Below are 19,165 nucleotides of genomic sequence, written 5' to 3'. Positions count from 1 at the left end.
TCATCGAGGTCGGAACCTAGCGTAGAGGGCCGAATCAATCCGACGAACGCCGGGTACCGGACTCGTCGGTAGGGTCTTCACCGGCATCGAGCGCGTCCCACATCATGCGCTCGGTCAGGTCTTCACCCTCGTCCTGTGCACCCACGGCGGACGTGGTTCCAGCGGCCCGGCGAGCCACTTCGTCGCGCCGCACAGCCGGAGCTGCGTACTTGGACGAGAGTACCTGTGGGCCAAAAGATTTCCGAATCGACAGGGCAGCCGCCGCGAACGCACACAGGGCCCCTGCGAGCGTGATCAGCGCGGGTAGTGTCGATGCCGTCGTCATCGTCACCTCGGCACGAGCCGGGAGCTCGGCGAGCGCAGCCGCCTCCGAGTCCGAAGCCCCCGCGGCGAGTAGCCGAACGGCCGGAATCGCCGCAGCAATCGCAACCACCGCGATGAGCAACGCCAGAACCCGAGATGCCCACCCGCGCACCGCGAACGAGGCCGCCACAGCAGCGACAAGCACCAAGGCGAGAGGAGTCGTGGCGGCGGCCCAGGTACTGCCGACGAGATCGTCGGTCCGGCTCTCGCCGAGACCGTCGGAGGACGTCACGCTCACCCACGTCATTCTGGACGCACCCCACAGGCATGCGGCCGCAACCACGAGCAGCACGACAGGCAGAACGGCCGATCCGCGGCCGCCGGAGCGTTCGGTCATCGGCCACCGACCTCACGCAGCGTTTCGGCTGCTGCGACGGCACTCAGCACGGCCATGGCCTTGTTCCTCGCTTCGTCGTCCTCGTATTCCGCTACCGAGTCGGCCACGACTCCGGCACCGGCCTGCACGTACGCCGTGCCGTCCTTGATGAGCGCGGTGCGAATCGAGATTGCGGTATCGGCGTCCCCGGCGAAGTCGAGATAGCCGACGATGCCGCCGTAGATGCCACGCCGCGTCGGCTCGAGCTCGTCGATCAGTTCCATCGCCCGCACCTTGGGTGCACCCGACAGCGTGCCCGCGGGGAAGCACGCCTTGACTGCGTCCAGAGCCCGCTTTCCCTCGGCGAGACGTCCCGTCACCGTCGACACCAGGTGCATGACGTGGCTGTAGCGCTCGATATGGCGGTAGTCGCCCACGCGCACCGTCCCGGGAGCACACACTCGGCCGAGATCGTTGCGACCGAGATCGACGAGCATCAGATGCTCCGCGTTCTCCTTCTCGTCGGCCAGCAGATCCTTCTCGAGCAGCACGTCGTCCTCCTCGGAGGCACCGCGCCAGCGCGTACCGGCGATCGGGTGCGTGGTCGCGAGACCGTCCTTGACCGTCACGAGAGCTTCGGGGCTGGATCCGACGATCGAGAACGCCGTCTCGTCGTTCTCCCCCGGCACGTGCATCAGATACATGTACGGGCTGGGATTCGAGGCCCGCAGCATGCGATAGACGTCGAGAGGAGACGCCTCGGTGTCCATCTCGAAGCGCTGCGAGAGCACCACCTGAAACGCTTCACCGGCCTCGATCTCCTCGACCAGCCGCTCGACATCGGCACCGAATCCCTCCGATGTCCGCTGCCTGCGGAAACGGGGCGCGGACTTGGAGAAGACCGACACCGTCGACGCAGCAGGCTCGGACAGATCCGCGCACATCCGGTCCAGGCGACTCACCGCGTCGTCGTAGGCCCGGTCGACGTGCTCGTCGGTGCCGTTCCAGTTGACCGCGTTCGCGATCAGGGTGATCGATCCTTCGTGATGGTCCACGGCCGCCAGATCGGTGGCCAGCAACATGACCATCTCGGGGATGCCGAGGTCGTCCTGCGCATGTTCGGGCAGCTTCTCGATGCGCCGCACCGAGTCGTATCCGAGATATCCGACCATTCCGCCGGTCAACGGCGGCAGGCCCGGCACGCGCTCGGAATGGAGTAGCTCCAAGGTTCGAGCCAACACGTCGAGGGGGTCACCGCCGCTCGGGACACCTGCGGGCACGTTGCCGCGCCACGCCGCCTCGCCGTCGACCACCGTCAGCGCCGCAGGCGCACCCGCACCGATGAACGACCATCTCGACCACGACCGCCCGTTCTCCGCGGATTCGAGCAAGAACGTTCCGGGTCGGTCGGCGGCAAGCTTGCGGTACGCCGACAACGGAGTTTCGGAGTCGGCGAGCACCTTTCGCGTCACCGGCACCACTCGATGCTCGGCGGCGAGCTGGCGGAACACCTCCCGGGACGTGGTCGAGTCCGCGGCATCGGTGGGTTGGGCGTCGATGGGTGCGGCGTCCATGGATGCGGTCTCGGTGGGGCTCGTGTGGGGAGTCGTCTCGCCGTGCATGACCCCATCCTCCCAGGTTCGGCGGCGACACCCTCGCGCGCGGTAACCTGCCGACCATGAAACCAGGCGAGCTCGTTCCCGATTTTTCCCTGCCGGACCAGACCGGAAAGCTGCGAACGCTGACCGAATTGCTGACCGACGGTCCGATAGTGCTGTTCTTCTACCCGGCTGCATTCACCCCCGGATGCACCGCCGAAGCCTGCCATTTCCGCGATCTCGCAGGCGAATTCGCCGAGGTGGGTGCCACCCGGGTCGGCATCAGCGCCGACGCGGTCGCCAAGCAGGCCGAGTTCGCCGCCGCCAAATCGTTCGACTATCCGTTGCTCTCCGACGAGGACGGTGCCGTCGCGACCGCATTCGGGGTCAAGCGCGGCCTGCTCGCCAAGCTCTCCCCGGTCAAGCGCGCGACGTTCGTCATCGGTACCGACCGCAAGGTCCTCGAGAGTTTCTCCAGTGAGCTGCGATTCGAGGCCCACGCGGACAAGGCGCTGGAATACCTGCGCGCGCACCGCAGCTAGGCCGATTGTTCGACGCGATGCCTCGGGCCCGGGGATGCTCGAGGCATCATGTGCAGAACACAACTGTCTCGATCGAGAGGTACCCGCGATGGACACGTCGGCGACACCGAATGATGCGGTGGATCCCCGCTGGCTCACCGAGAGCCAGCAAGAGGCGTGGCGCGCGCTCGTCGCCCTGGTCACCCGACTGCCCGCAGCATTGGACGCCCAGCTGCAACGCGATTCGCAGTTGACCCACTTCGATTACTTCGTCCTCGCGGTCGTCAGCGAGAATCCACAGCGACGAATTCAACTGCGCGATCTCGCGGAGTACGCCAACGCGTCACTGTCACGTCTGTCGCACGTGGTCACCAAGCTCGAGAAAGCGGGATGGGTTCGCCGCGAGAGTATTCCGGGGAGCCGCGGTTCCTATGCGGTGCTGACCGACGCCGGCATGGAAAAGGTCGTGGCATCGGCGCCAGGACACGTCGAGACAGTGCAGGCTCTGATATTCGACGGATTGTCCGACGCGGAGGTGGGTCGACTGTCGACTCTGAGCACGACGCTACTCACTCAGCTGGACAAGGGAATTGCCGCAGGAACCGGTCACGCCTGAGCCGCGGGCCCCAACAGCACGTCGGAGTCGAAGCAGGTGTGGGTGCCGGTGTGGCATGCCGCGCCCATCTGGTCGACGACCAACAGCACTGTGTCCCCGTCACAATCGAGCCGGACCTCGTGCACGTACTGCGTGTGCCCCGAGGTCTCGCCTTTGACCCAGTACTGCTGCCTGGACCTGGAGTAGTAGGTGCCCTTGCGCGTCGCGAGCGTGCGCGACAACGCTTCGTCGTCCATCCAGGCAACCATCAGTACCTGGCCGGTCGAGCGCTCCTGCACCACAGCACTGAACAGTCCGGCTTCGTTTCGCTTGAGCCGGGCGGACAGCGTCGGGTCGAGAGTCATCGAAAACCTCTTCGCTAGCGGACGACGATGCGCTCGGCGCGCATCGATTCTTTGACCTGGCCGATGGTGAGGTCCCCGAAGTGGAACACGCTTGCGGCGAGGACGGCGTCGGCTCCGGCGTGGACGGCGGGCGCGAAATGTTCGACGCGCCCTGCTCCTCCGCTGGCGATGACGGGAACGTGCACGGCGGACCGGACCGCCGCGATCATCGGCAGGTCGAATCCGGCCTTCGTGCCGTCGGCATCCATCGAATTGAGAAGGATCTCACCGACTCCCAGTTCGGCACCGCGTACTGCCCATTCGACGGCGTCGATACCGGTTCCACGCTTGCCGCCGTGGGTGGTGACTTCCCAGCCCGACGGGGTGTCCTGCTGTCCCTGCGGGACGGTGCGTGCATCCACCGACAGGACGATGCACTGGGACCCGAATCGCTCACTGAGCTCGCGCAGCAACTCCGGCCGAGCGATGGCTGCGGTGTTGACGCTGACCTTGTCGGCACCGGCCCGCAGCAGTAGGTCGACGTCGGCGACAGTGCGTACTCCCCCACCGACGGTCAGGGGAATGAACACCTGCTCGGCGGTGCGGCTGACGACGTCGAGCATGGTTCCTCGATCGGATGTGGACGCCGTGACGTCGAGGAACGTCAGTTCGTCGGCTCCCTGTGCGTCGTACGCTGCCGCGAGCTCGACGGGATCACCTGCGTCGCGGAGGTTTTCGAAGTTGACGCCCTTGACGACACGTCCGGCATCGACGTCGAGGCACGGGATCACTCTGACCGCAACGCTCATCGCACCGGTCCTTCCAAATAGTCGCCGGGTGCACCGAGTTCGGTGATCACCTTCAGCAGTTCGCCGTGTACTCCGGGGCCGGCCGCGAGCACCGACTTCGAATCGATGGTCCACGGTCGGCCTGCGAGATCGGTGACGATTCCGCCCGCAGCACGAACCAGCAGGGCCCCGGCAGCGTTGTCCCAGGCGCGGTATCCGAAGACCACCGCGCCGCCCAGTACGCCGCTGGCGGTGTACGCCAGATCGACTCCGGTGGCACCGTGCATGCGCAGCCGCGAGGAGTGCATCGACAACTCTTCGAGAATGCGAAACCGGAAGCGGCCGGGGATGGATCCACGGCTGGCAACGTTGAACGCACCGAACCCGATCATCGACTCGCGCAACGACTTCGGTTGCAGTGCGGGTAGCGGGGCCCCGTTCAGAAGCAACGGGCCGTCCGCCACGGCAGAGAATCGCTGATTCACCAGTGGTAGCCACGTGAGCCCGAGGACCGGCACCCCGTCATCGAGCAACGCCAACAACGTTCCGGCAGAGGGCAATCCGGACGAGTAGTTGAATGTGCCGTCGATCGGGTCGAGTACCCATACGAGACCGGAGTTCAGATCGGGACCGCCGAACTCTTCACCGTGAACGGCGATTCCGGTGGCGTCGTACAGTTCCGCGCCCAGACGACGCTCGAGTTCGAGATCCACCGCGGTGGCGAAGTCGTCGGGGCCCTTCTGCACGGCACTCGGTGCGCCGACGCCCGCGAGGAACCGATCATGGATGCCGTCGAGCAACCCACCGGCGATCTCGAGCAGACGACTCGGTTCCTCGGGAAGGGTCATTCGTCGTTACCGAGACACTGCCGAGAGGGCATCGGGCAGTGTGAAACGCCCGGCGTACAAGGCTTTTCCGACGATGGATCCCTCCACGCCACGGTCGACCAGTCCGGCGATCGCTTCGAGGTCGGCGATCGTCGACACGCCGCCGGACGCGATGACCGGCTTGTCGGTCCTGTCGCACACGTCGGCGAGAAGTTCGAGGTTCGGGCCGGTCAGGGTGCCGTCCTTGGTGACGTCGGTGACGACGTACCGCGAGCAGCCGTCGCGTTCGAGCCGCTCGAGTACCTCCCACAGGCCACCGCCGTCGCTGACCCAACCGCGGCCACGCAGACGAGGCGCGCCGTCCACCATCAGCACGTCGAGGCCGACCGCGACACGATCGCCGAATTCGCCGATCGCGCGAGCGCACCACTCGGGGTCTTCCAGAGCCGCCGTACCCAGGTTGACGCGTGCGCATCCGGTTGCGAGGGCGGCGCGCAGGGAATCGTCGTCGCGAATTCCGCCCGAGAGCTCGACCTTCACATCGAGCTCACCGACCACCGAGGCCAACAGTTCACGGTTGGACCCGCGCCCGAACGCGGCATCGAGATCCACCAGATGGACCCACTCGGCACCGTCGTTCTGCCACGCCAGGGCGGCATCACGGGGCGAACCGTACTTCGTTTCGCTACCGGCTTCCCCTTGAACGAGACGGACAGCTTCGCCGCCTGCGACATCGACAGCAGGCAATAAGACCAGGCTCACGTGCGGTTATGCTACGGGCCGACTCGCGTCGAATTCAAAACGGGTCAGCACTGCCCGGATCCGCAGGCCGCCGGGACGGACCGTCAGCTGTCGGGACCGAGTTCCTTGCGCGTCATGCGCGTGGACACGACCCCCATGGCCGTGATCGCCCCGACAACTCCGGCCAACGCGATGAGCAGAGCAACGCCGGCGGTGGGCTGCCACACAGCAATCGACACGGTCGCGAGGGCAAGTACCGCAACTGCCGCCCCGAGCGCTCGAAACGCCAACCGGCCGAGCGAGAACTCGCGTTCGCTCACACCGATCGAACCCAGTTCTCGAGCAACGCGGCACCGGCGTCGCCGGACTTCTCCGGGTGGAACTGTGTGGCCGAGAGCGCGCCGTTCTCCACGGCAGCGAGGAAGCGGCCACCGTGATCGGCCCACGTGAGCAACGGCGCGGCGATGGTCTCGCTCGGTTCGAGCTCCCACTGCTGCGCGGCGTAGGAATGGACGAAATAGAACCGTGTCTCGCGGTCGATGCCGTCGAACAACACGCTGTTCTCCGGAGCCTCGACGGTGTTCCAACCCATGTGCGGGAGCACGTCCGCCTGCAGGCGTTCGACAGTGCCCGGCCATTCGCCGCACCCGTCCGCCTCGACGCCGAACTCGACACCGCGATCGAAGAGGATCTGCATGCCGACGCAGATTCCCAGTACCGGGCGGCCACCCGCGAGACGACGCCCGATGATGCGCTCACCTCGAACGGCCGTCAGACCCTCCATACAGGCGGCGAATGCACCGACCCCGGGAACCACCAGCGCTTCTGCATTCAGGGCTTCGTCGAAGTCGGAGGTCACCGTCACGTCGGCACCGACGCGGGCCAACGCCCTTTTCGCCGAGTGCAGATTGCCCGAGCCGTAGTCGAGCAACACCACAGAAGTCATGGAACGAGTCTATCGGGGACGTGGACGCGCGATCAGTGCCACCGCCGCGACAACGGCAACGGTGGTTGCACCTGCAGTGAACCCGGCGGTGTAGCCCACACTCGTCGCGACCACACCGAGGGCGAGCGCCCCTGCGCCGGTACCGGCATCGAAGCTGATGTTCCACACGGCGCTGGCGCTGCTGTAGCGAGCGGGCCCCGCCGCATCGAAGGCCATCACCAGACTGTCGTTCTGGCATGCGCCGTAACCGATTCCGAACAACACCGCGGCAACGAAGAACAGTGCGGCAGGCATGGCACCCGCGGCGGCAACGGCGAACAGGCCGACGCCCAGGGCCGCGGAGATGAGCGCAGGCACCACCGACCGGCCGATTCCGATGCGATCGGCAACCGAGCCGGCGGCATATCGACCGACCAACATCGCGGCACTGACCACGGCGAGGGCCACACCGATCATCGCGGCTCGCTCGGATTCGGCGATCGGCAGCAGACTGGTGATGCCGCCGTACGACGCCGACACCGACGCAACGACGAGGCACGGCACCAGGAATCGCCTGGCGTCGAGGCGGACCCGGTCGACCCGAGCCGGTTGCGGTGCAGGCCGGGTCGGCGGCAACAGAGCCACCCCGATCAAGCCCGCAGCGGGAACCAGAGCCCCCAGGACGAACACCGCCGTCGGACTGGCCGCGAAGATCACCAGGCCCAGCGGCAACGTCACCATCTGCGACAACGCGACCGCGATTCCCTGTGCTCCCGTCGCGCGGCCGAGCAAGTGGGTCGGTGCCAACTCGGCGACGATGGCGGCCCCGGCGACCGTCAACATTCCGAAACCCGTACCCCGTAGCGCCGACACGGCGAGTGCCGGTACGGCCTGCACCGACACGATGAACAGCAACGCGGGAACACCCAGAAGCAGGCAACCGGCCGCGAGCACGGGCCGATGGCCGACGCGAACCAGCATCGAGGGAACGAACAGTTGGGTGATGACCGTGGTGGCCATGAAGATCGCGGTGCTGGCTGCCGCCACCGCGTCGGACGAACCCGATTGCGACACCGCCAGCGGAACCACCGGGAGCAGCAGGCCCCAGCCGCCGAACGCGGCCGCACCCATGGCCATCGCGGCCGGGAGGCCACGAATCGAACTCAGACCACTCAACGCACGAGCACCGCTCGACCGATCACAGACTGCCCTTGGTGGAGAGAATTCCGGTGACCCGAGGGTCGTATTCGGTGGCCTGACGCAGCGCCCGAGCGACGGCCTTGAACTCCGCCTCGGTGATGTGGTGCTGGTCGCGGCCGTAGATGACGCGGACATGCAACGCGATCCGAGCGTTGGACGCCAAGGTCTCGAACACATGCTTGTTGATCACGGTGGAGTACGGAACACCCGGGTAGCCGCCGATCACCGAGTGCACCATGTAGTCCGGCTCGCCGGTGTGCACGCAGTAGGGACGGCCGGACACGTCGACCGCCGCATGCACGAGTGTCTCGTCCATCGGAATGAACGAGTCGCCGAAGCGGGTGATGCCGGACTTGTCGCCGAGGGCTTGTCCCAGCGCTTGCCCGAGCACGATCGCAGTGTCCTCGACCGTGTGATGCGCCTCGATCTCGATGTCGCCCTTGGCCCGCACGGTGAGATCGAAGCGGGCATGGGTGCCGAGGGCAGTGAGCATGTGGTCGTAGAACGGCACGCCGGTGGAGATGTCGACGATGCCGGTGCCGTCGAGGTTCAGCTCGACGGAGATGTCGGATTCCTTGGTGGTGCGCTCGATCTTGGCGATGCGGGGAGCGGGTGTGGTCACTGCAGTGCCTCTGCTCTTTCGGTCGATGCGAGTTCCGAGCTGACGGTAAGGAATCGGTCGTTCTCGTGAGCGAGTCCGATGGTGACACGCAGATACCCGGGAATTCCGACGTCCCGGATGAGCACGCCGTCGTCCAGGTACCGCTGCCAGGTGGCGGCCGCATCGGAGAACCGGCCGAAGAGCAGGAAGTTGGCGTCGGACGGCACCACGTCGTACCCCTGTGCGACGAGCGTTTCGGCAACGCGATCGCGTTCGGCCGACAATGCGGCCACGCTCGCCAGGGTGTCGTCGGCGTGCCGCAACGCGGCCCGAGCGGCAGCTTGCGTGACCACCGAGAGGTGATAGGGCAAGCGCACCAACAGCATTGCGTCGATCACGGCCGGGGCCGCAACGAGGTATCCCAGCCGTCCGCCGGCGAACGCGAACGCCTTGCTCATGGTCCGACTGACGACGATCTTGCTGGGGTAGCTCTCGATCAATCCGATTGCGCTTGCCGCCGAGGAGAATTCGGCGTACGCCTCGTCGACCACGACGATTCCCGGTGCGGCGTCGAGGATTCGACGTAGGTCTGCCTCGTCGATGCTGTGCCCGGTCGGATTGTTGGGGCTGGTCACGAACACGACGTCCGGCTTACGCTCCTCGATCGCCTGCACTGCGTAGTCGACGTCGAGAGAGAAATCCGCCCGACGCTGCGCCGGAATCCACTCGGTCTGAGTCCCCGACGAAATGATCGGGTGCATCGAGTACGACGGCACGAAACCCAGCGCGATACGGTCCGGCCCACCGAAGGCCTGCAGGAGTTGCTGCAGAATCTCGTTGGAGCCGTTGGCCGCCCACACGTTGGCAGTGTCGACCGCAAAGCCGGTCTGCCCGGTGAGATACCGCGCCAGGTCAGCTCGCAAGTCGTCCGCGTCGCGATCCGGATACCGGTGCAACTGCGCCGCGGCGATACGCACCGATTCGGCGACGTCGTCGATCAGTGCCTGCGTCGGCGGGTGTGGATTCTCGTTGGTGTTCAACTGAACCGGCACGGTGAGCTGCGGCGCGCCGTACGGCGACTTGCCGATCAGCGCCTCGCGCAACGGCAGGTCGTCGAGCGAAATCGCTTGCCCCAGAGCATCACTCATGATGCACCACCGGTACGCAACCCCTCGAAACGCAGCCGAACGGCCTCACCGTGAGCCGGGAGATCTTCTGCGTTGGCCAGCGCGATGACGTGCGCAGCAACGTCTTTCAGCGCGGCCTCACTGTAGTCCACCACGTGGATCCCCCGCAGGAACGTTTGCACACTCAGGCCGGACGAATGCCGAGCGCACCCGGCCGTCGGCAGTACGTGATTCGACCCGGCGCAGTAATCACCCAAGCTGACCGGTGACCACGCCCCCACGAATACAGCGCCGGCGCTGCGCACGCGAGCGGCGACGTCGGACGCGTCCTTCGTCTGAATCTCCAGGTGTTCGGCCGCATAGGCGTTGACCACGGCCAGGCCCTGTGTGACGTCGTCGACCAGAACGATTCCGGACTGGCTACCGCTCAGCGCCGTGGTGACGCGTTCCGCGTGCCGGGTGGACGCCATCTGCGCATTGACAGCCTCGTCGACGGCATCGGCGAGTTCGAGGCTGTCGGTCACCAGCACACTGGCGGCCATCACGTCGTGCTCGGCTTGACTGATCAGGTCTGCTGCCACGTGGATCGGGTCTGCGGTGGCGTCGGCGAGAATCGCGATCTCGGTAGGGCCTGCCTCGGAGTCGATTCCGATGAGCGAACGACACAGTCGCTTGGCCGCCGTGACGTAGATGTTGCCCGGGCCGGTAATCAGATCGACCGGTGCCAGTTCTTCGCCGTCGGTGTCGACACCGCCGTACGTGAGCAGAGCGATGCCCTGACCGCCGCCGACGGCCCAGACCTCGTCGACTCCGAGGAGCTGCGCGGCCGCCAGGATCGTCGGGTGGGGTAATCCACCGAAGTTCTTCTGCGGCGGCGACGCCACCACCAGCGAACCGACGCCAGCGATCTGCGCAGGCACCACGTTCATCACGACCGACGACGGGTACACAGCGTTGCCACCGGGCACGTAGAGACCCACGCGATCGACCGGAATCCAGCGCTCGGTCACCGTGCCGCCGGGCACCACCTGGGTGGTGTGGTCGGTGCGGCGTTGATCCGAGTGCACCAGTCGGGTTCGCCCGATCGCGACCTCGAGGGCGGCCCGGACGGCCGGGTCCAGCTCGTCGAGAGCTCGAACCAATTCCTGCTGCGGAACCCGAACGCGGTCCGGTCGGACTCCGTCGAACTTCTCGCTGAACTCGAGGGCCGCGTCGGCCCCACGTTCCTTGACGGCGTCGACGACGGGCCGAACCTGGTGCAGCACCGAATCGACATCCACTCCGCCTCGGGGAAGAGCGCCGCGTAGTTCGGCAGTGGATGGAGTTCGTCCGCGTAGATCGACGCGGGCGAGCTCGATGCGGGCAGGCATAGTGGGCCCCTTCGTGGAGTCGGTTCGGTGCCGGGGTTCGGTCGAATCAGTGTTGTCCGAACCACCAGGATAGTTCCACCGAATTCGGCTCAGCCCCGCACGTCCCACAGATGGTGGATGGGATCGTGAATGTAGTAGGCCGCCAGAGTTTCGACGGTGAAGTGGGAACCGTCGCTGCGTCGCCCTCTGCGATCACGGTCTTCCGGCGGCACAGCCGAGAAGGCGTCGGCCAACGCATGTGCCGCTTCCCCGAGTTCCGACGCCACCGTCGCCGGATTCTGCGCGTTGTAGTTCTCGGCCACGGCCGTGGCGTCCTGGTCCCAGTTGTCGAACTCGGGATCGTCCTCGGTCAGCACCAGCGCCAACCGAGTGCGGAATATGCGGTGTGCATCCCGAACATGTGCGCCGTATTCGAGCGCCGACCATGTCGAATCGTCGGGACGCACTGCCGCGTCCTCGCGACGGAGCACTGCGATCCACCGATCCACGTCAGCGCGGATCAACGCGGGTACGGCGTCGTATTCGACGGCGCTCGAGTCGAACCCGCAGTCGGGGCAGGCACTGTCGAGGACCCACGTCCAGTTCTTGGTATCGGGTTCGATCGGCATGCGGGTCACTGTAGAGCAGGGCCCGTACCGCCACGGGCTGTCCGAGAGGTCAGGCGTAACGAGCAGCCAGATTGTGCAGTGTGCTCGTGATGCCCTGCGCATTCTTCTGCGGCATCTTGAACAACTCGAGCATTTTCGGAACCTTGGCGGTGCCGTAGACGAAGCTCTCGGTGACAGTGGTCAGGCCGGGCTGCTTCTCCTCGAATTCCCAGCGCCAGCTGTGGCCCATCGGGTGCTGCCACTCGATGATCTTGTGTCGATCCGCATCCACGAACTCGGTCACGGTGCTGGTGATCTTGTACGGCACGCCGTACTGCTTCATGCCGACGGAGAATTTCGCGCCGCTGCTCAGCCTCTCGGGTCCACGGACGGTGTCCTTGACTGTGCCGGATCCGTCCAGCTCGCCGTGCCGGGTGGGATCGGCCACGATGTCGAACAGTTCGGCTGCCGGTGCCCGAACCTCGGTCTGTCTCGTGACCTGCTGGGGACCGGTGTCGATGGTTCTGATGTCTGCCATCTGCAGCGTCTACCCCACAATGACCGTATCGACACCCGGCCACCGCGCAGAATGCGAATTGACGGGCGTAGTTCAATGAACACATGTCCTGGTCAGTGTGGCTCGCCTTCCTCGGCGCGAGCATCGTCATCAGTCTGTCTCCCGGAGCCGGAGCCATCGCGTCGATGTCCACAGGTCTGCGCTACGGCCTGCGCCGCGGGTACTGGAACATCTTCGGGCTGCAGATCGGCCTACTGGTCCAGATCGGCATCGTCGCAGTCGGACTGGGTGCTGTCCTTGCCAATTCGGCCCTGGCCTTCACCGCGATCAAGTGGTTCGGTGTCGCCTATCTGGTCTACCTCGGCATCCGCCAGTGGCGGTCGGCTCCGTCCGAAGTCGCGGACGCCCCCGCGGTGGCGGATCGAGGCACGACGATGCTCGCGCGGGGATTTCTCGTCAACGCGAGCAACCCGAAAGCCGTCGTGTTCATGGTCGCTGTGCTGCCCCAGTTTCTCGACCCGACGCGGCCGCTGATCACCCAGTACCTCGCCATCGCCGCGACCATGGTCGTCGTCGACATGCTGGTGATGACCGGTTACACCTCTCTGGCATCGCGAGTCCTCCGCATGATGCGGTCGCACCGTCAGCAGAAGACCATGAACCGCACGTTCGCCGGCCTGTTCTTTACCGCCGCAACATTTCTGGCCACGGTACGAAGGGTGACCCCATGAGGAAATACCGCGTGATCATGAAGAATGCGCTCGGCGGAGATCCGATTCCGTTGGGGCTCTTCGACACTCTGCTCGAAGCCAACACGTGGATTCAGGACGTGGGCAAGCGGGACGAGCACGAACTCGGCACGTACTCGGTCGAAGTGGAGGTCGTCGAGTGAGTGGACGGTGTCCGTGTTCGAGTGGGGACACGTTCGATGCATGTTGCGAGCCGTACCTGACGGGCCCCGTCGATGCACCGACGGCCGAGAAGCTGATGCGCTCGCGCTTCACCGCGTTCGCCGTCGGTGACGTTGCCTACCTGCGGACGTCCTGGCATCCCGACACCGCACCGGCCGACCTGGAGTTGGACCCCGACCAACGGTGGTATCGACTCGACATCCTTGCTGCCGACGCAGGCGGACTTTTCGACGAGACCGGCACCGTGCAGTTCGAGGCACGGTACAGGCATCCCGACGGTGCCGGCACGATGTCGGAGATCAGCCGTTTCGTCCGGGTCGACGGCCGGTGGCGCTACCTCGACGGAGTCGTCGCGCCCTAGAGGTTGCGTAGTTTCGTGGGCCGATTGCCCGCGGTGCGACGCGCTTCCTGCTTCTCCTTGATGCGCTCGGCATCCTTGCGAACCTGGATCTGAGTCCGACGCTCGCGTACCAGCCACTGCGGTGGGCTGGCGATCAGTTCCTCGATCTCCACGCTGGTCAACGCTTCGGTGACTCCGCCGCGTGCCAATCCGGCGATGGACACGCCGAGCTTCTTCGCGATCACGTCGCGGGGGAAGGGTCCGTCGGTCTGCAAGTCGGTCAGCCACTGCGGCGGGTCGCTGCGCAGGGCGTCCAGGTCGGATCTGCTGATCATCGAGTTCTGGAACTCTTCCGGCGCTGCGGGTAGATAGATGCCGAGCTTGTTCGCCGCGGTCAATGGCTTCATGGTCTGCTGTTTGTTCTCCGGGCTCACCGGACCAGCTTATCCGCCAATCGGTGGTCCCGACGCCACCGTCCCGCGCTTCGTGCACCGTCCCATAGGCTCGACTCCGTGAACATCGATGTGCAGACACTGCGCTGGTATGCGGCAGTGGCGCAACAACTGCATTTCGCCCGCGCTGCTCAGTCGCTCGGAATCTCCCGAATCCGCCTCAGCAAGACCGTGGTGGAACTCGAAGAGTTGCTCGGCGTCGACCTGTTCGTGCCGGGTGCCTCCCCCACCGAACTCACCGCCGACGGACGCGATCTGCTCGAACGCGCGTTGGTCGAGATCGCCGAGGACGATCGGCGTTCGGAGGTTGCGCAGGTTGCTGCCGGCGAGCCGCGCAGTTTCACCATCGGATACGCCGAGGGCGTGACGCTGACCAAGTGGACGCGAATCTGGGCCGATCGGTTTCCCGATGTCGCGTTGTCCGTCGTGGCGACGACTCCGGACACGCAGGTGTCTCATCTGCGTGACAGAACGGTCGACGTCAGCTTCGTCAGGCCGCCGATCGACCGTGAGGGTCTGAACGCCATCGGGCTGTATCAGGAAGTTCAGGTCGTGGTGGTGCCCAAAGACCATGCGGTCGCAGCATTCGACTCGGTCACCGCGCTGGACCTCGCCGACGAACACCTGCTCGCCGATCCGGCCTCGGTGCCCGAATGCGCTGCTGTTGCAACAGAACTGAGCACCGGCGATCGTCCCGCACTGCCACCGATGAACAGCACTGCGGAGACTTTCGAATACGTGGCTGCCGGGCTGGGGGTGGCGATCGTCCCGCACTCGGTTGCGCGTTTCAACGCTCGCAAAGATCTCGTGTACCGCCCGGTCACCGACGTCGAGCAGTCACAGATCGCACTGGCCTGGGTGGCGGAGCGGGAAGACGACCGCATCGAAGAATTCATCGGCATCGTGCGGGGCCGGTCGACGCGAAGTTCACGCGGATCGTCGGACGACGCGCCCGTCAAGAAGAAGAAGGCGCAGCCCTCCAAACCGGCTCGACCGGTCGTCAAGACCAAAACGAACGCACGTCGCAGCGGAAAGAGACGCTAGCCGGGCTTCGCCCTCGTGCGCGTTGTGCGCCCCCGGAGGTACGCACAACACTCACGAGGGGCGCAGCCGCAGCCGATCGATGTCACGTCGATCACGCTTGGTCGGACGGCCCGTTCCGCGGTCACGCCGGGGAACCGACGCCAGAACCTCTTTCGGTGGCGGCGGCGGACTGCGATCGATCATGCACTCGGGTACCAGCGACGCGCCGACGCGTTTGGTGATGGCACGTACGACGACGACGATCTTCTCCACGCCCTCCACGCGCAACCGGATCTCGTCGTCCGGCCCGATGCGTTGGCCGGGCTTTGCGGGGGTGCCGTTGACGCGGACATGCCCACCGCGACAGGCTGCGGCAGCGGCAGACCGCGTCTTGAACAGTCGCACCGCCCAGATCCAGCTGTCCAGACGGGCACTCTGCAATTCCATCTTCGAACGTCTTCCTCGAATCGTTAGGCTCGGCTACATGTCCAGGCCGAGGTCGAGCACTGTCACCGAGTGTGTCAGACCGCCCACCGCCAGGAAGTCGACCCCCGTACGCGCGTAATCCCGAGCCACGTCGACGGTCAGTCCACCCGAGGATTCCAACTTGGTGTCCGGCGCGAACTTGTCGCGGCGCTGCACTGCCATCTGCGTCTGCCACAGCGCGAAGTTGTCCAGCAGAACGAGTTCGACGTTCTCGGCGAGCACCTCGTCGAGTTGTTCGAGACTGTCGACCTCTACCTCGCAGGCGATGTTCGGCGCAGCGGCACGCACGGCTCGCAGGGCAGCGACGACGGAGCCGGCCGCCGCGACGTGGTTGTCCTTGATCAGCGCGGCGTCACCGAGACCCATCCGATGGTTGACACCGCCGCCCGCCCGTACCGCGTACTTCTGCAGCGATCGCAGTCCGGGCAACGTCTTTCGACTGTCTCGAATGCGACACTCGGTCTCTGCGACCTCGGCGACCCAGCCGGCCGTGGCAGTTGCGATACCCGACAGGTGACAGACGATATTGAGCATGGTGCGCTCGGCGGTGAGCAATCCACGGGTGGGAGCTTCGACCGTCAGAACAGCCTGTCCGGGTTCGACATTCGATCCGTCGGCGGTCCTGTGGCGGATCGAGTACGCGCCCGAACCGATCACCTCGTCGAGAACCAGCAGTCCGACATCCAGGCCCGCGAGGGTGCCGAACTGTCGAGACACCACCGACGCCGTGGCCACGGCGTCCTCGGGAACCGTTGCCATGGTGGTGATATCCGGCCCGTACCGGAGATCCTCGTCGAGCGCGGTGCGGATGAGTGCGAGAACCTCGTCGCGGTCGACTCCCGGGTTCACTTCGTCGGCAGTACCGGTCATGTCAGCTTGCTCCCGTCATCACGTCATCGTTCACGATCGTCAGTCGTCCGTCGTCGTCGCGTTCGACATACAGGCTCCGTCGGTACTCGAGCATGCTGTCCGGGAAATCCCGTCGGGTGTGACACCCTCGGCTCTCTCGGCGGTGCGCCGCAGCCAGCACGATCACGTCTGCCGCTGCCGTCAGGGCGGCATCCTCGACAGCTACGCCGTCGACCGGCGGTTCCGACACCACGCCGTGTGCCAGCACGTTCTGTGCCGCCGCTAGACCGGACGCATCGCGGACGACACCGACGTCCGTGGTCATGGTTCGCTGCAGTACCGCGCGATCGATCCGCCGGTAGACAGGCAGCGCGGTATCGGACACGGCGACCGTGGTTCCGACCCGCTCCGCGGCGACGAGCGCAGCGCGTTCGCCGACCACCAGACCCTCGAGCAGACTGTTCGACGCCAACCGGTTGGCACCGTGCAGCCCGGTGCGCGCCACCTCGCCCGCGGCGAGCAATCCCGAGACGGACGTCCGTCCGAACGTGTCGGTCACGATCCCTCCGCACGAGTAGTGCGCGGCGGGTGCAACGGGGATGAGATCCGTTGCGGGATCGATGCCGGCGTCCAGGCACGATGCCGTCACGGTCGGGAAACGCTCACGCACGTGCTCGACGCGACGGGCGTCCAGCAACACGTGGTCGTCGCCGCTGCGGTACAGCAACTCGGCGATGGCACGCGAGACCACGTCGCGTGGTGCGAGGTCGCCCATGGGATGAACACCGTCCATGAATGCGCGGCCGGTGGCATCGACCAAGCGTGCACCCTCTCCGCGCACCGCTTCGCTGATCAACGGGCGACGGCCCGTCGACCCTGCAGCGAACAGCACGGTCGGGTGGAACTGAACGAACTCCAGATCCGCGACACGTGCGCCCGCATCCAGAGCCAGCGCAATGCCGTCGGCCGTGGCACCGGCCGGGTTGGTACTGCACGAGAACAGTTGTCCCAGGCCGCCTGTCGCGAGCAACACCGTCGGAGTGCGAACGACGCCGACACCGCGAGGCCCGCGCACGAGGAGTCCGGCCACCTCGCCGTCGGTGGTCAGTACACGGAGCGCGGTGGTGTCGAATTCCACCGAAGGCACTGCGGAGTCCAGTGCGCGTTGTACCTCCGCTCCGGTGGCATCGCCGCCGGAATGGATGATTCGGCGCACACTGTGGCCACCCTCTCGGGTGCGGGAAACCGAACCGTCGGGCGCACGATCGAAATGTGCGCCGGCGACTTCGAGCGACGCGATCGCCGCGCGGCCGCCCGACACGATGGAACGCACCGCATCCGCGTCGCACAGGCCCGCGCCTGCTGCGCAGGTATCCGACACGTGCGCGTCGATCGAGTCGCCGAGATCGGTGCCGACGACTGCGATTCCGCCCTGCGCATACTTGGTCGCGGTATCGACCGAACTGCCCTTGCTGACCGTCAGCACGCGCAGGCCGCGAGCGGCGGCCGTGCGAGCCGCGGTCAGTCCGGCGATTCCGCCGCCGACGACGACGAGGTCGGCCGCGGTTTCCCAGGCGACCGACGGGTTCACTCGCCGCCGCCGGGTGTGCCGATCTCGATCATGCGTTGCACCGACTTGCTGGCGATGTTCGCCGTTTCGAGGTCGACGTGGACCTCGTCGCGCCCTTCGACGAGGCAGCGCAACAGCGCGGCGGGCGTGATCATCTTCATGTATCCGCACGACGCGCGGTCGTTGACGGCCAAGAAGTCGACATCGGGTGCAGCCCTGCGGAGTTGATGCAGCATCCCGATCTCGGTGGCGACCAGAACCTGCTTGGATTCGGTGGCGCGGGCCGCGTCGAGCATGCCGCCGGTGGAGAGGATCTTGACCTTGTCGGCGGGCACGAATCCTTCTCCGGCGAGGTAGAGAGCCGAGGTGGCGCAACCGCATTCGGGATGCACGTAGAGCTCCGCATCGGGGTGGGTTCGAGACTTCTCGGCGAGCTCGTCGCCGTTGATGCCTGCGTGGACGTGGCATTCACCGGCCCAGATGTGCAGATTCTCGCGCCCGGTCACGCGCTTGACATGAGCCCCGAGGAACTGGTCGGGCAGGAAGAGGATGTCGCGGCTCGGATCGATCGATTGCACGACCTCGACCGCGTTGGACGAGGTGCAGCAGATGTCGGTGAGCGCCTTGATCTCAGCGGTGGTGTTGACGTAAGAGACGACGACGGCATCCGGGAAGTCTGCCTTCCACTCGCGCAACTGCTCGGCAGTGATCGAGTCGGCGAGCGAGCAACCCGCACGCTGGTCCGGGATCAGGATCGTCTTCTGCGGGCTGAGGATCTTGGCGGTCTCGGCCATGAAGTGCACGCCGCAGAACACGATGGTGTCCTCGGATACTTCGGCGGCCATGCGCGAGAGCGCGAGCGAATCACCCACGTGATCGGCAACGTCCTGAATCGCAGGCAGCTGGTAGTTGTGCGCCAGCAGGGTCGCACCTCGCAGATCGGCGAGCCGTCGCACTTCCGCGGCCCATTCCGCCGACGCGTCGACTCCCCCGTAACCACCGGCTCCATCGACGATGTCGCGGACTCCGGCGAATGCCGAGTCCAGGAAGTTCACCTGGGTAGCGCTGCTGGTCATGACGGTTCTCCTTCACCGATCATCCGGTCGTCGGTGAC

25 protein-coding genes are annotated in these 19,165 nt (G+C 65.9%); 6 read left to right on the top strand and 19 right to left on the bottom strand.

The window, feature by feature from the left end:
• Positions 1-34: 34 nt before the first annotated feature.
• A complete protein-coding gene (locus ASH04_RS10435) occupies positions 35-700 on the bottom strand; it encodes a TIGR02234 family membrane protein (RefSeq protein WP_027497281.1) in 666 nt (221 codons plus the stop codon).
• Positions 697-2,253, bottom strand: a complete 1,557-nt coding sequence (locus ASH04_RS10430) for an anthranilate synthase component I (protein ID WP_228139413.1) — start codon at positions 2,251-2,253, stop codon at positions 697-699. The genes ASH04_RS10435 and ASH04_RS10430 overlap by 4 nt, the downstream gene beginning before the upstream one ends.
• Before the next feature lie 104 nt (positions 2,254-2,357).
• Between ASH04_RS10430 and ASH04_RS10425 the strand changes: the two genes are divergently transcribed.
• Together ASH04_RS10425 and ASH04_RS10420 are read left to right on the top strand one after the other, a co-directional pair.
• Positions 2,358-2,819, top strand: coding sequence for a peroxiredoxin (locus ASH04_RS10425; protein ID WP_027497283.1), 462 nt, complete (start codon positions 2,358-2,360; stop codon positions 2,817-2,819).
• Positions 2,820-2,907: 88 nt separating this feature from the next.
• Positions 2,908-3,414 carry a MarR family winged helix-turn-helix transcriptional regulator gene (locus ASH04_RS10420; RefSeq protein WP_045841353.1) on the top strand — a complete coding sequence of 169 codons (507 nt, stop codon included), beginning with the start codon at positions 2,908-2,910 and terminating at the stop codon, positions 3,412-3,414.
• On the opposite strand, the gene hisI is transcribed toward ASH04_RS10420, so the two are convergent.
• The 12 genes from hisI to ASH04_RS10360 form a co-directional block, all read right to left on the bottom strand.
• Positions 3,405-3,758: a phosphoribosyl-AMP cyclohydrolase gene (gene hisI / locus ASH04_RS10415; RefSeq protein ID WP_032374328.1), complete on the bottom strand. Its 354-nt coding sequence runs from the start codon at positions 3,756-3,758 to the stop codon at positions 3,405-3,407. The two genes, ASH04_RS10420 and hisI, sit on opposite strands and share 10 nt — an antisense overlap.
• Positions 3,759-3,772: 14 nt before the next feature.
• Complete coding sequence (gene hisF / locus ASH04_RS10410) at positions 3,773-4,546, bottom strand: imidazole glycerol phosphate synthase subunit HisF (protein WP_027497286.1); 774 nt, start codon at positions 4,544-4,546, stop codon at positions 3,773-3,775.
• On the bottom strand, positions 4,543-5,373 hold the full coding sequence (locus ASH04_RS10405; RefSeq protein WP_032370328.1) for an inositol monophosphatase family protein: 831 nt from the start codon (positions 5,371-5,373) through the stop codon (positions 4,543-4,545). The genes hisF and ASH04_RS10405 overlap by 4 nt, the downstream gene beginning before the upstream one ends.
• A gap of 6 nt (positions 5,374-5,379) precedes the next feature.
• Positions 5,380-6,114, bottom strand: a complete 735-nt coding sequence (gene priA, locus ASH04_RS10400) for a bifunctional 1-(5-phosphoribosyl)-5-((5-phosphoribosylamino)methylideneamino)imidazole-4-carboxamide isomerase/phosphoribosylanthranilate isomerase PriA (protein WP_032370327.1) — start codon at positions 6,112-6,114, stop codon at positions 5,380-5,382.
• A gap of 83 nt (positions 6,115-6,197) precedes the next feature.
• A complete protein-coding gene (locus ASH04_RS10395) occupies positions 6,198-6,413 on the bottom strand; it encodes a hypothetical protein (RefSeq protein ID WP_027497289.1) in 216 nt (71 codons plus the stop codon).
• Positions 6,410-7,039, bottom strand: a complete 630-nt coding sequence (gene hisH / locus ASH04_RS10390; RefSeq protein WP_032386916.1) for an imidazole glycerol phosphate synthase subunit HisH — start codon at positions 7,037-7,039, stop codon at positions 6,410-6,412. Before hisH ends, ASH04_RS10395 begins: the two co-directional genes overlap by 4 nt.
• A gap of 9 nt (positions 7,040-7,048) precedes the next feature.
• Positions 7,049-8,155 (bottom strand): MFS transporter, encoded by a 1,107-nt coding sequence (locus ASH04_RS10385; protein WP_032386917.1) that lies wholly within the window; start codon positions 8,153-8,155, stop codon positions 7,049-7,051.
• Positions 8,156-8,216: 61 nt separating this feature from the next.
• The gene (hisB, locus tag ASH04_RS10380) at positions 8,217-8,840 is read right to left on the bottom strand and encodes an imidazoleglycerol-phosphate dehydratase HisB (protein WP_027497292.1); all 624 of its coding nucleotides are present in this window, start codon (positions 8,838-8,840) and stop codon (positions 8,217-8,219) included.
• Positions 8,837-9,967, bottom strand: coding sequence for a histidinol-phosphate transaminase (locus ASH04_RS10375; protein WP_057473433.1), 1,131 nt, complete (start codon positions 9,965-9,967; stop codon positions 8,837-8,839). Before ASH04_RS10375 ends, hisB begins: the two co-directional genes overlap by 4 nt.
• Complete coding sequence (gene hisD, locus ASH04_RS10370; RefSeq protein WP_057473490.1) at positions 9,964-11,316, bottom strand: histidinol dehydrogenase; 1,353 nt, start codon at positions 11,314-11,316, stop codon at positions 9,964-9,966. The genes ASH04_RS10375 and hisD overlap by 4 nt, the downstream gene beginning before the upstream one ends.
• An 89-nt stretch (positions 11,317-11,405) precedes the next feature.
• Complete coding sequence (locus tag ASH04_RS10365) at positions 11,406-11,924, bottom strand: DinB family protein (RefSeq protein ID WP_032400064.1); 519 nt, start codon at positions 11,922-11,924, stop codon at positions 11,406-11,408.
• A 49-nt stretch (positions 11,925-11,973) separates the two neighbouring features.
• Complete coding sequence (locus ASH04_RS10360) at positions 11,974-12,441, bottom strand: SRPBCC family protein (RefSeq protein ID WP_032374332.1); 468 nt, start codon at positions 12,439-12,441, stop codon at positions 11,974-11,976.
• Positions 12,442-12,524: 83 nt separating this feature from the next.
• Here ASH04_RS10360 and rhtB point away from each other — a divergent pair, with 83 nt between their 5' ends.
• From rhtB to ASH04_RS10350, 3 genes are read left to right on the top strand one after another with little or no spacing between them, the layout of a single operon-like run.
• Positions 12,525-13,151, top strand: coding sequence for a homoserine/homoserine lactone efflux protein (gene rhtB, locus ASH04_RS10355; RefSeq protein ID WP_057473432.1), 627 nt, complete (start codon positions 12,525-12,527; stop codon positions 13,149-13,151).
• Positions 13,148-13,312: a hypothetical protein gene (locus tag ASH04_RS26905; protein WP_200937309.1), complete on the top strand. Its 165-nt coding sequence runs from the start codon at positions 13,148-13,150 to the stop codon at positions 13,310-13,312. The genes rhtB and ASH04_RS26905 overlap by 4 nt, the downstream gene beginning before the upstream one ends.
• Complete coding sequence (locus tag ASH04_RS10350) at positions 13,309-13,692, top strand: YchJ family protein (protein WP_057473431.1); 384 nt, start codon at positions 13,309-13,311, stop codon at positions 13,690-13,692. The genes ASH04_RS26905 and ASH04_RS10350 overlap by 4 nt, the downstream gene beginning before the upstream one ends.
• Here the strand turns inward: ASH04_RS10350 and ASH04_RS10345 are convergent.
• Entirely contained in the window at positions 13,689-14,105 is a 417-nt protein-coding gene (locus ASH04_RS10345; protein WP_082519216.1) for a DUF5997 family protein, read from the bottom strand. The genes ASH04_RS10350 and ASH04_RS10345 overlap by 4 nt on opposite strands.
• 78 nt (positions 14,106-14,183) lie before the next feature.
• Here ASH04_RS10345 and ASH04_RS10340 point away from each other — a divergent pair, with 78 nt between their 5' ends.
• The gene (locus ASH04_RS10340) at positions 14,184-15,167 is read left to right on the top strand and encodes a LysR family transcriptional regulator (RefSeq protein WP_057473430.1); all 984 of its coding nucleotides are present in this window, start codon (positions 14,184-14,186) and stop codon (positions 15,165-15,167) included.
• A gap of 51 nt (positions 15,168-15,218) precedes the next feature.
• Here the strand turns inward: ASH04_RS10340 and ASH04_RS10335 are convergent, their stop codons facing one another.
• Genes ASH04_RS10335 through nadA form a run of 4 tightly spaced genes read right to left on the bottom strand, consistent with a single transcriptional unit; the run spans position 15,219 to position 19,127 of the window.
• Positions 15,219-15,593: an RNA-binding S4 domain-containing protein gene (locus ASH04_RS10335; protein ID WP_057473429.1), complete on the bottom strand. Its 375-nt coding sequence runs from the start codon at positions 15,591-15,593 to the stop codon at positions 15,219-15,221.
• Positions 15,594-15,626: 33 nt separating this feature from the next.
• Positions 15,627-16,502 (bottom strand): carboxylating nicotinate-nucleotide diphosphorylase, encoded by an 876-nt coding sequence (nadC, locus tag ASH04_RS10330; protein ID WP_032368081.1) that lies wholly within the window; start codon positions 16,500-16,502, stop codon positions 15,627-15,629.
• A 1-nt stretch (position 16,503) separates the two neighbouring features.
• A complete protein-coding gene (locus ASH04_RS10325) occupies positions 16,504-18,072 on the bottom strand; it encodes an L-aspartate oxidase (protein WP_057473428.1) in 1,569 nt (522 codons plus the stop codon).
• Entirely contained in the window at positions 18,069-19,127 is a 1,059-nt protein-coding gene (gene nadA, locus ASH04_RS10320) for a quinolinate synthase NadA (RefSeq protein ID WP_048318691.1), read from the bottom strand. Before nadA ends, ASH04_RS10325 begins: the two co-directional genes overlap by 4 nt.
• Positions 19,128-19,165 lie beyond the last annotated feature (38 nt).

It is taken from the genome of Rhodococcus sp. Leaf233 (assembly GCF_001426165.1).
GTDB classification, from domain to species: domain Bacteria; phylum Actinomycetota; class Actinomycetes; order Mycobacteriales; family Mycobacteriaceae; genus Rhodococcoides; species Rhodococcoides fascians.
The sequence above is the reverse complement of the archived record's forward strand: the minus strand, read 5'-3'. Positions and strand labels throughout refer to the sequence as shown.

Coding starts and splice junctions, on each gene's coding strand:
- ASH04_RS10420 (WP_045841353.1), top strand. CDS start 2,908: ATGGACACGTCGGCGACACCGAATGATGCGGTGGATCCCCGCTGGCTC.
- nadA (WP_048318691.1), bottom strand. CDS start 19,127: ATGACCAGCAGCGCTACCCAGGTGAACTTCCTGGACTCGGCATTCGCC.
- ASH04_RS26905 (WP_200937309.1), top strand. CDS start 13,148: ATGAGGAAATACCGCGTGATCATGAAGAATGCGCTCGGCGGAGATCCG.
- ASH04_RS10435 (WP_027497281.1), bottom strand. CDS start 700: ATGACCGAACGCTCCGGCGGCCGCGGATCGGCCGTTCTGCCTGTCGTG.
- ASH04_RS10365 (WP_032400064.1), bottom strand. CDS start 11,924: ATGCCGATCGAACCCGATACCAAGAACTGGACGTGGGTCCTCGACAGT.
- rhtB (WP_057473432.1), top strand. CDS start 12,525: ATGTCCTGGTCAGTGTGGCTCGCCTTCCTCGGCGCGAGCATCGTCATC.
- ASH04_RS10360 (WP_032374332.1), bottom strand. CDS start 12,441: ATGGCAGACATCAGAACCATCGACACCGGTCCCCAGCAGGTCACGAGA.
- ASH04_RS10385 (WP_032386917.1), bottom strand. CDS start 8,155: ATGGCCATGGGTGCGGCCGCGTTCGGCGGCTGGGGCCTGCTGCTCCCG.
- hisD (WP_057473490.1), bottom strand. CDS start 11,316: ATGCCTGCCCGCATCGAGCTCGCCCGCGTCGATCTACGCGGACGAACT.
- nadC (WP_032368081.1), bottom strand. CDS start 16,502: ATGACCGGTACTGCCGACGAAGTGAACCCGGGAGTCGACCGCGACGAG.
- ASH04_RS10425 (WP_027497283.1), top strand. CDS start 2,358: ATGAAACCAGGCGAGCTCGTTCCCGATTTTTCCCTGCCGGACCAGACC.
- ASH04_RS10430 (WP_228139413.1), bottom strand. CDS start 2,253: ATGGACGCCGCACCCATCGACGCCCAACCCACCGATGCCGCGGACTCG.
- ASH04_RS10335 (WP_057473429.1), bottom strand. CDS start 15,593: ATGGAATTGCAGAGTGCCCGTCTGGACAGCTGGATCTGGGCGGTGCGA.
- hisH (WP_032386916.1), bottom strand. CDS start 7,039: ATGACTTCTGTGGTGTTGCTCGACTACGGCTCGGGCAATCTGCACTCG.
- ASH04_RS10375 (WP_057473433.1), bottom strand. CDS start 9,967: ATGAGTGATGCTCTGGGGCAAGCGATTTCGCTCGACGACCTGCCGTTG.
- ASH04_RS10405 (WP_032370328.1), bottom strand. CDS start 5,373: ATGACCCTTCCCGAGGAACCGAGTCGTCTGCTCGAGATCGCCGGTGGG.
- hisI (WP_032374328.1), bottom strand. CDS start 3,758: ATGACTCTCGACCCGACGCTGTCCGCCCGGCTCAAGCGAAACGAAGCC.
- hisF (WP_027497286.1), bottom strand. CDS start 4,546: ATGAGCGTTGCGGTCAGAGTGATCCCGTGCCTCGACGTCGATGCCGGA.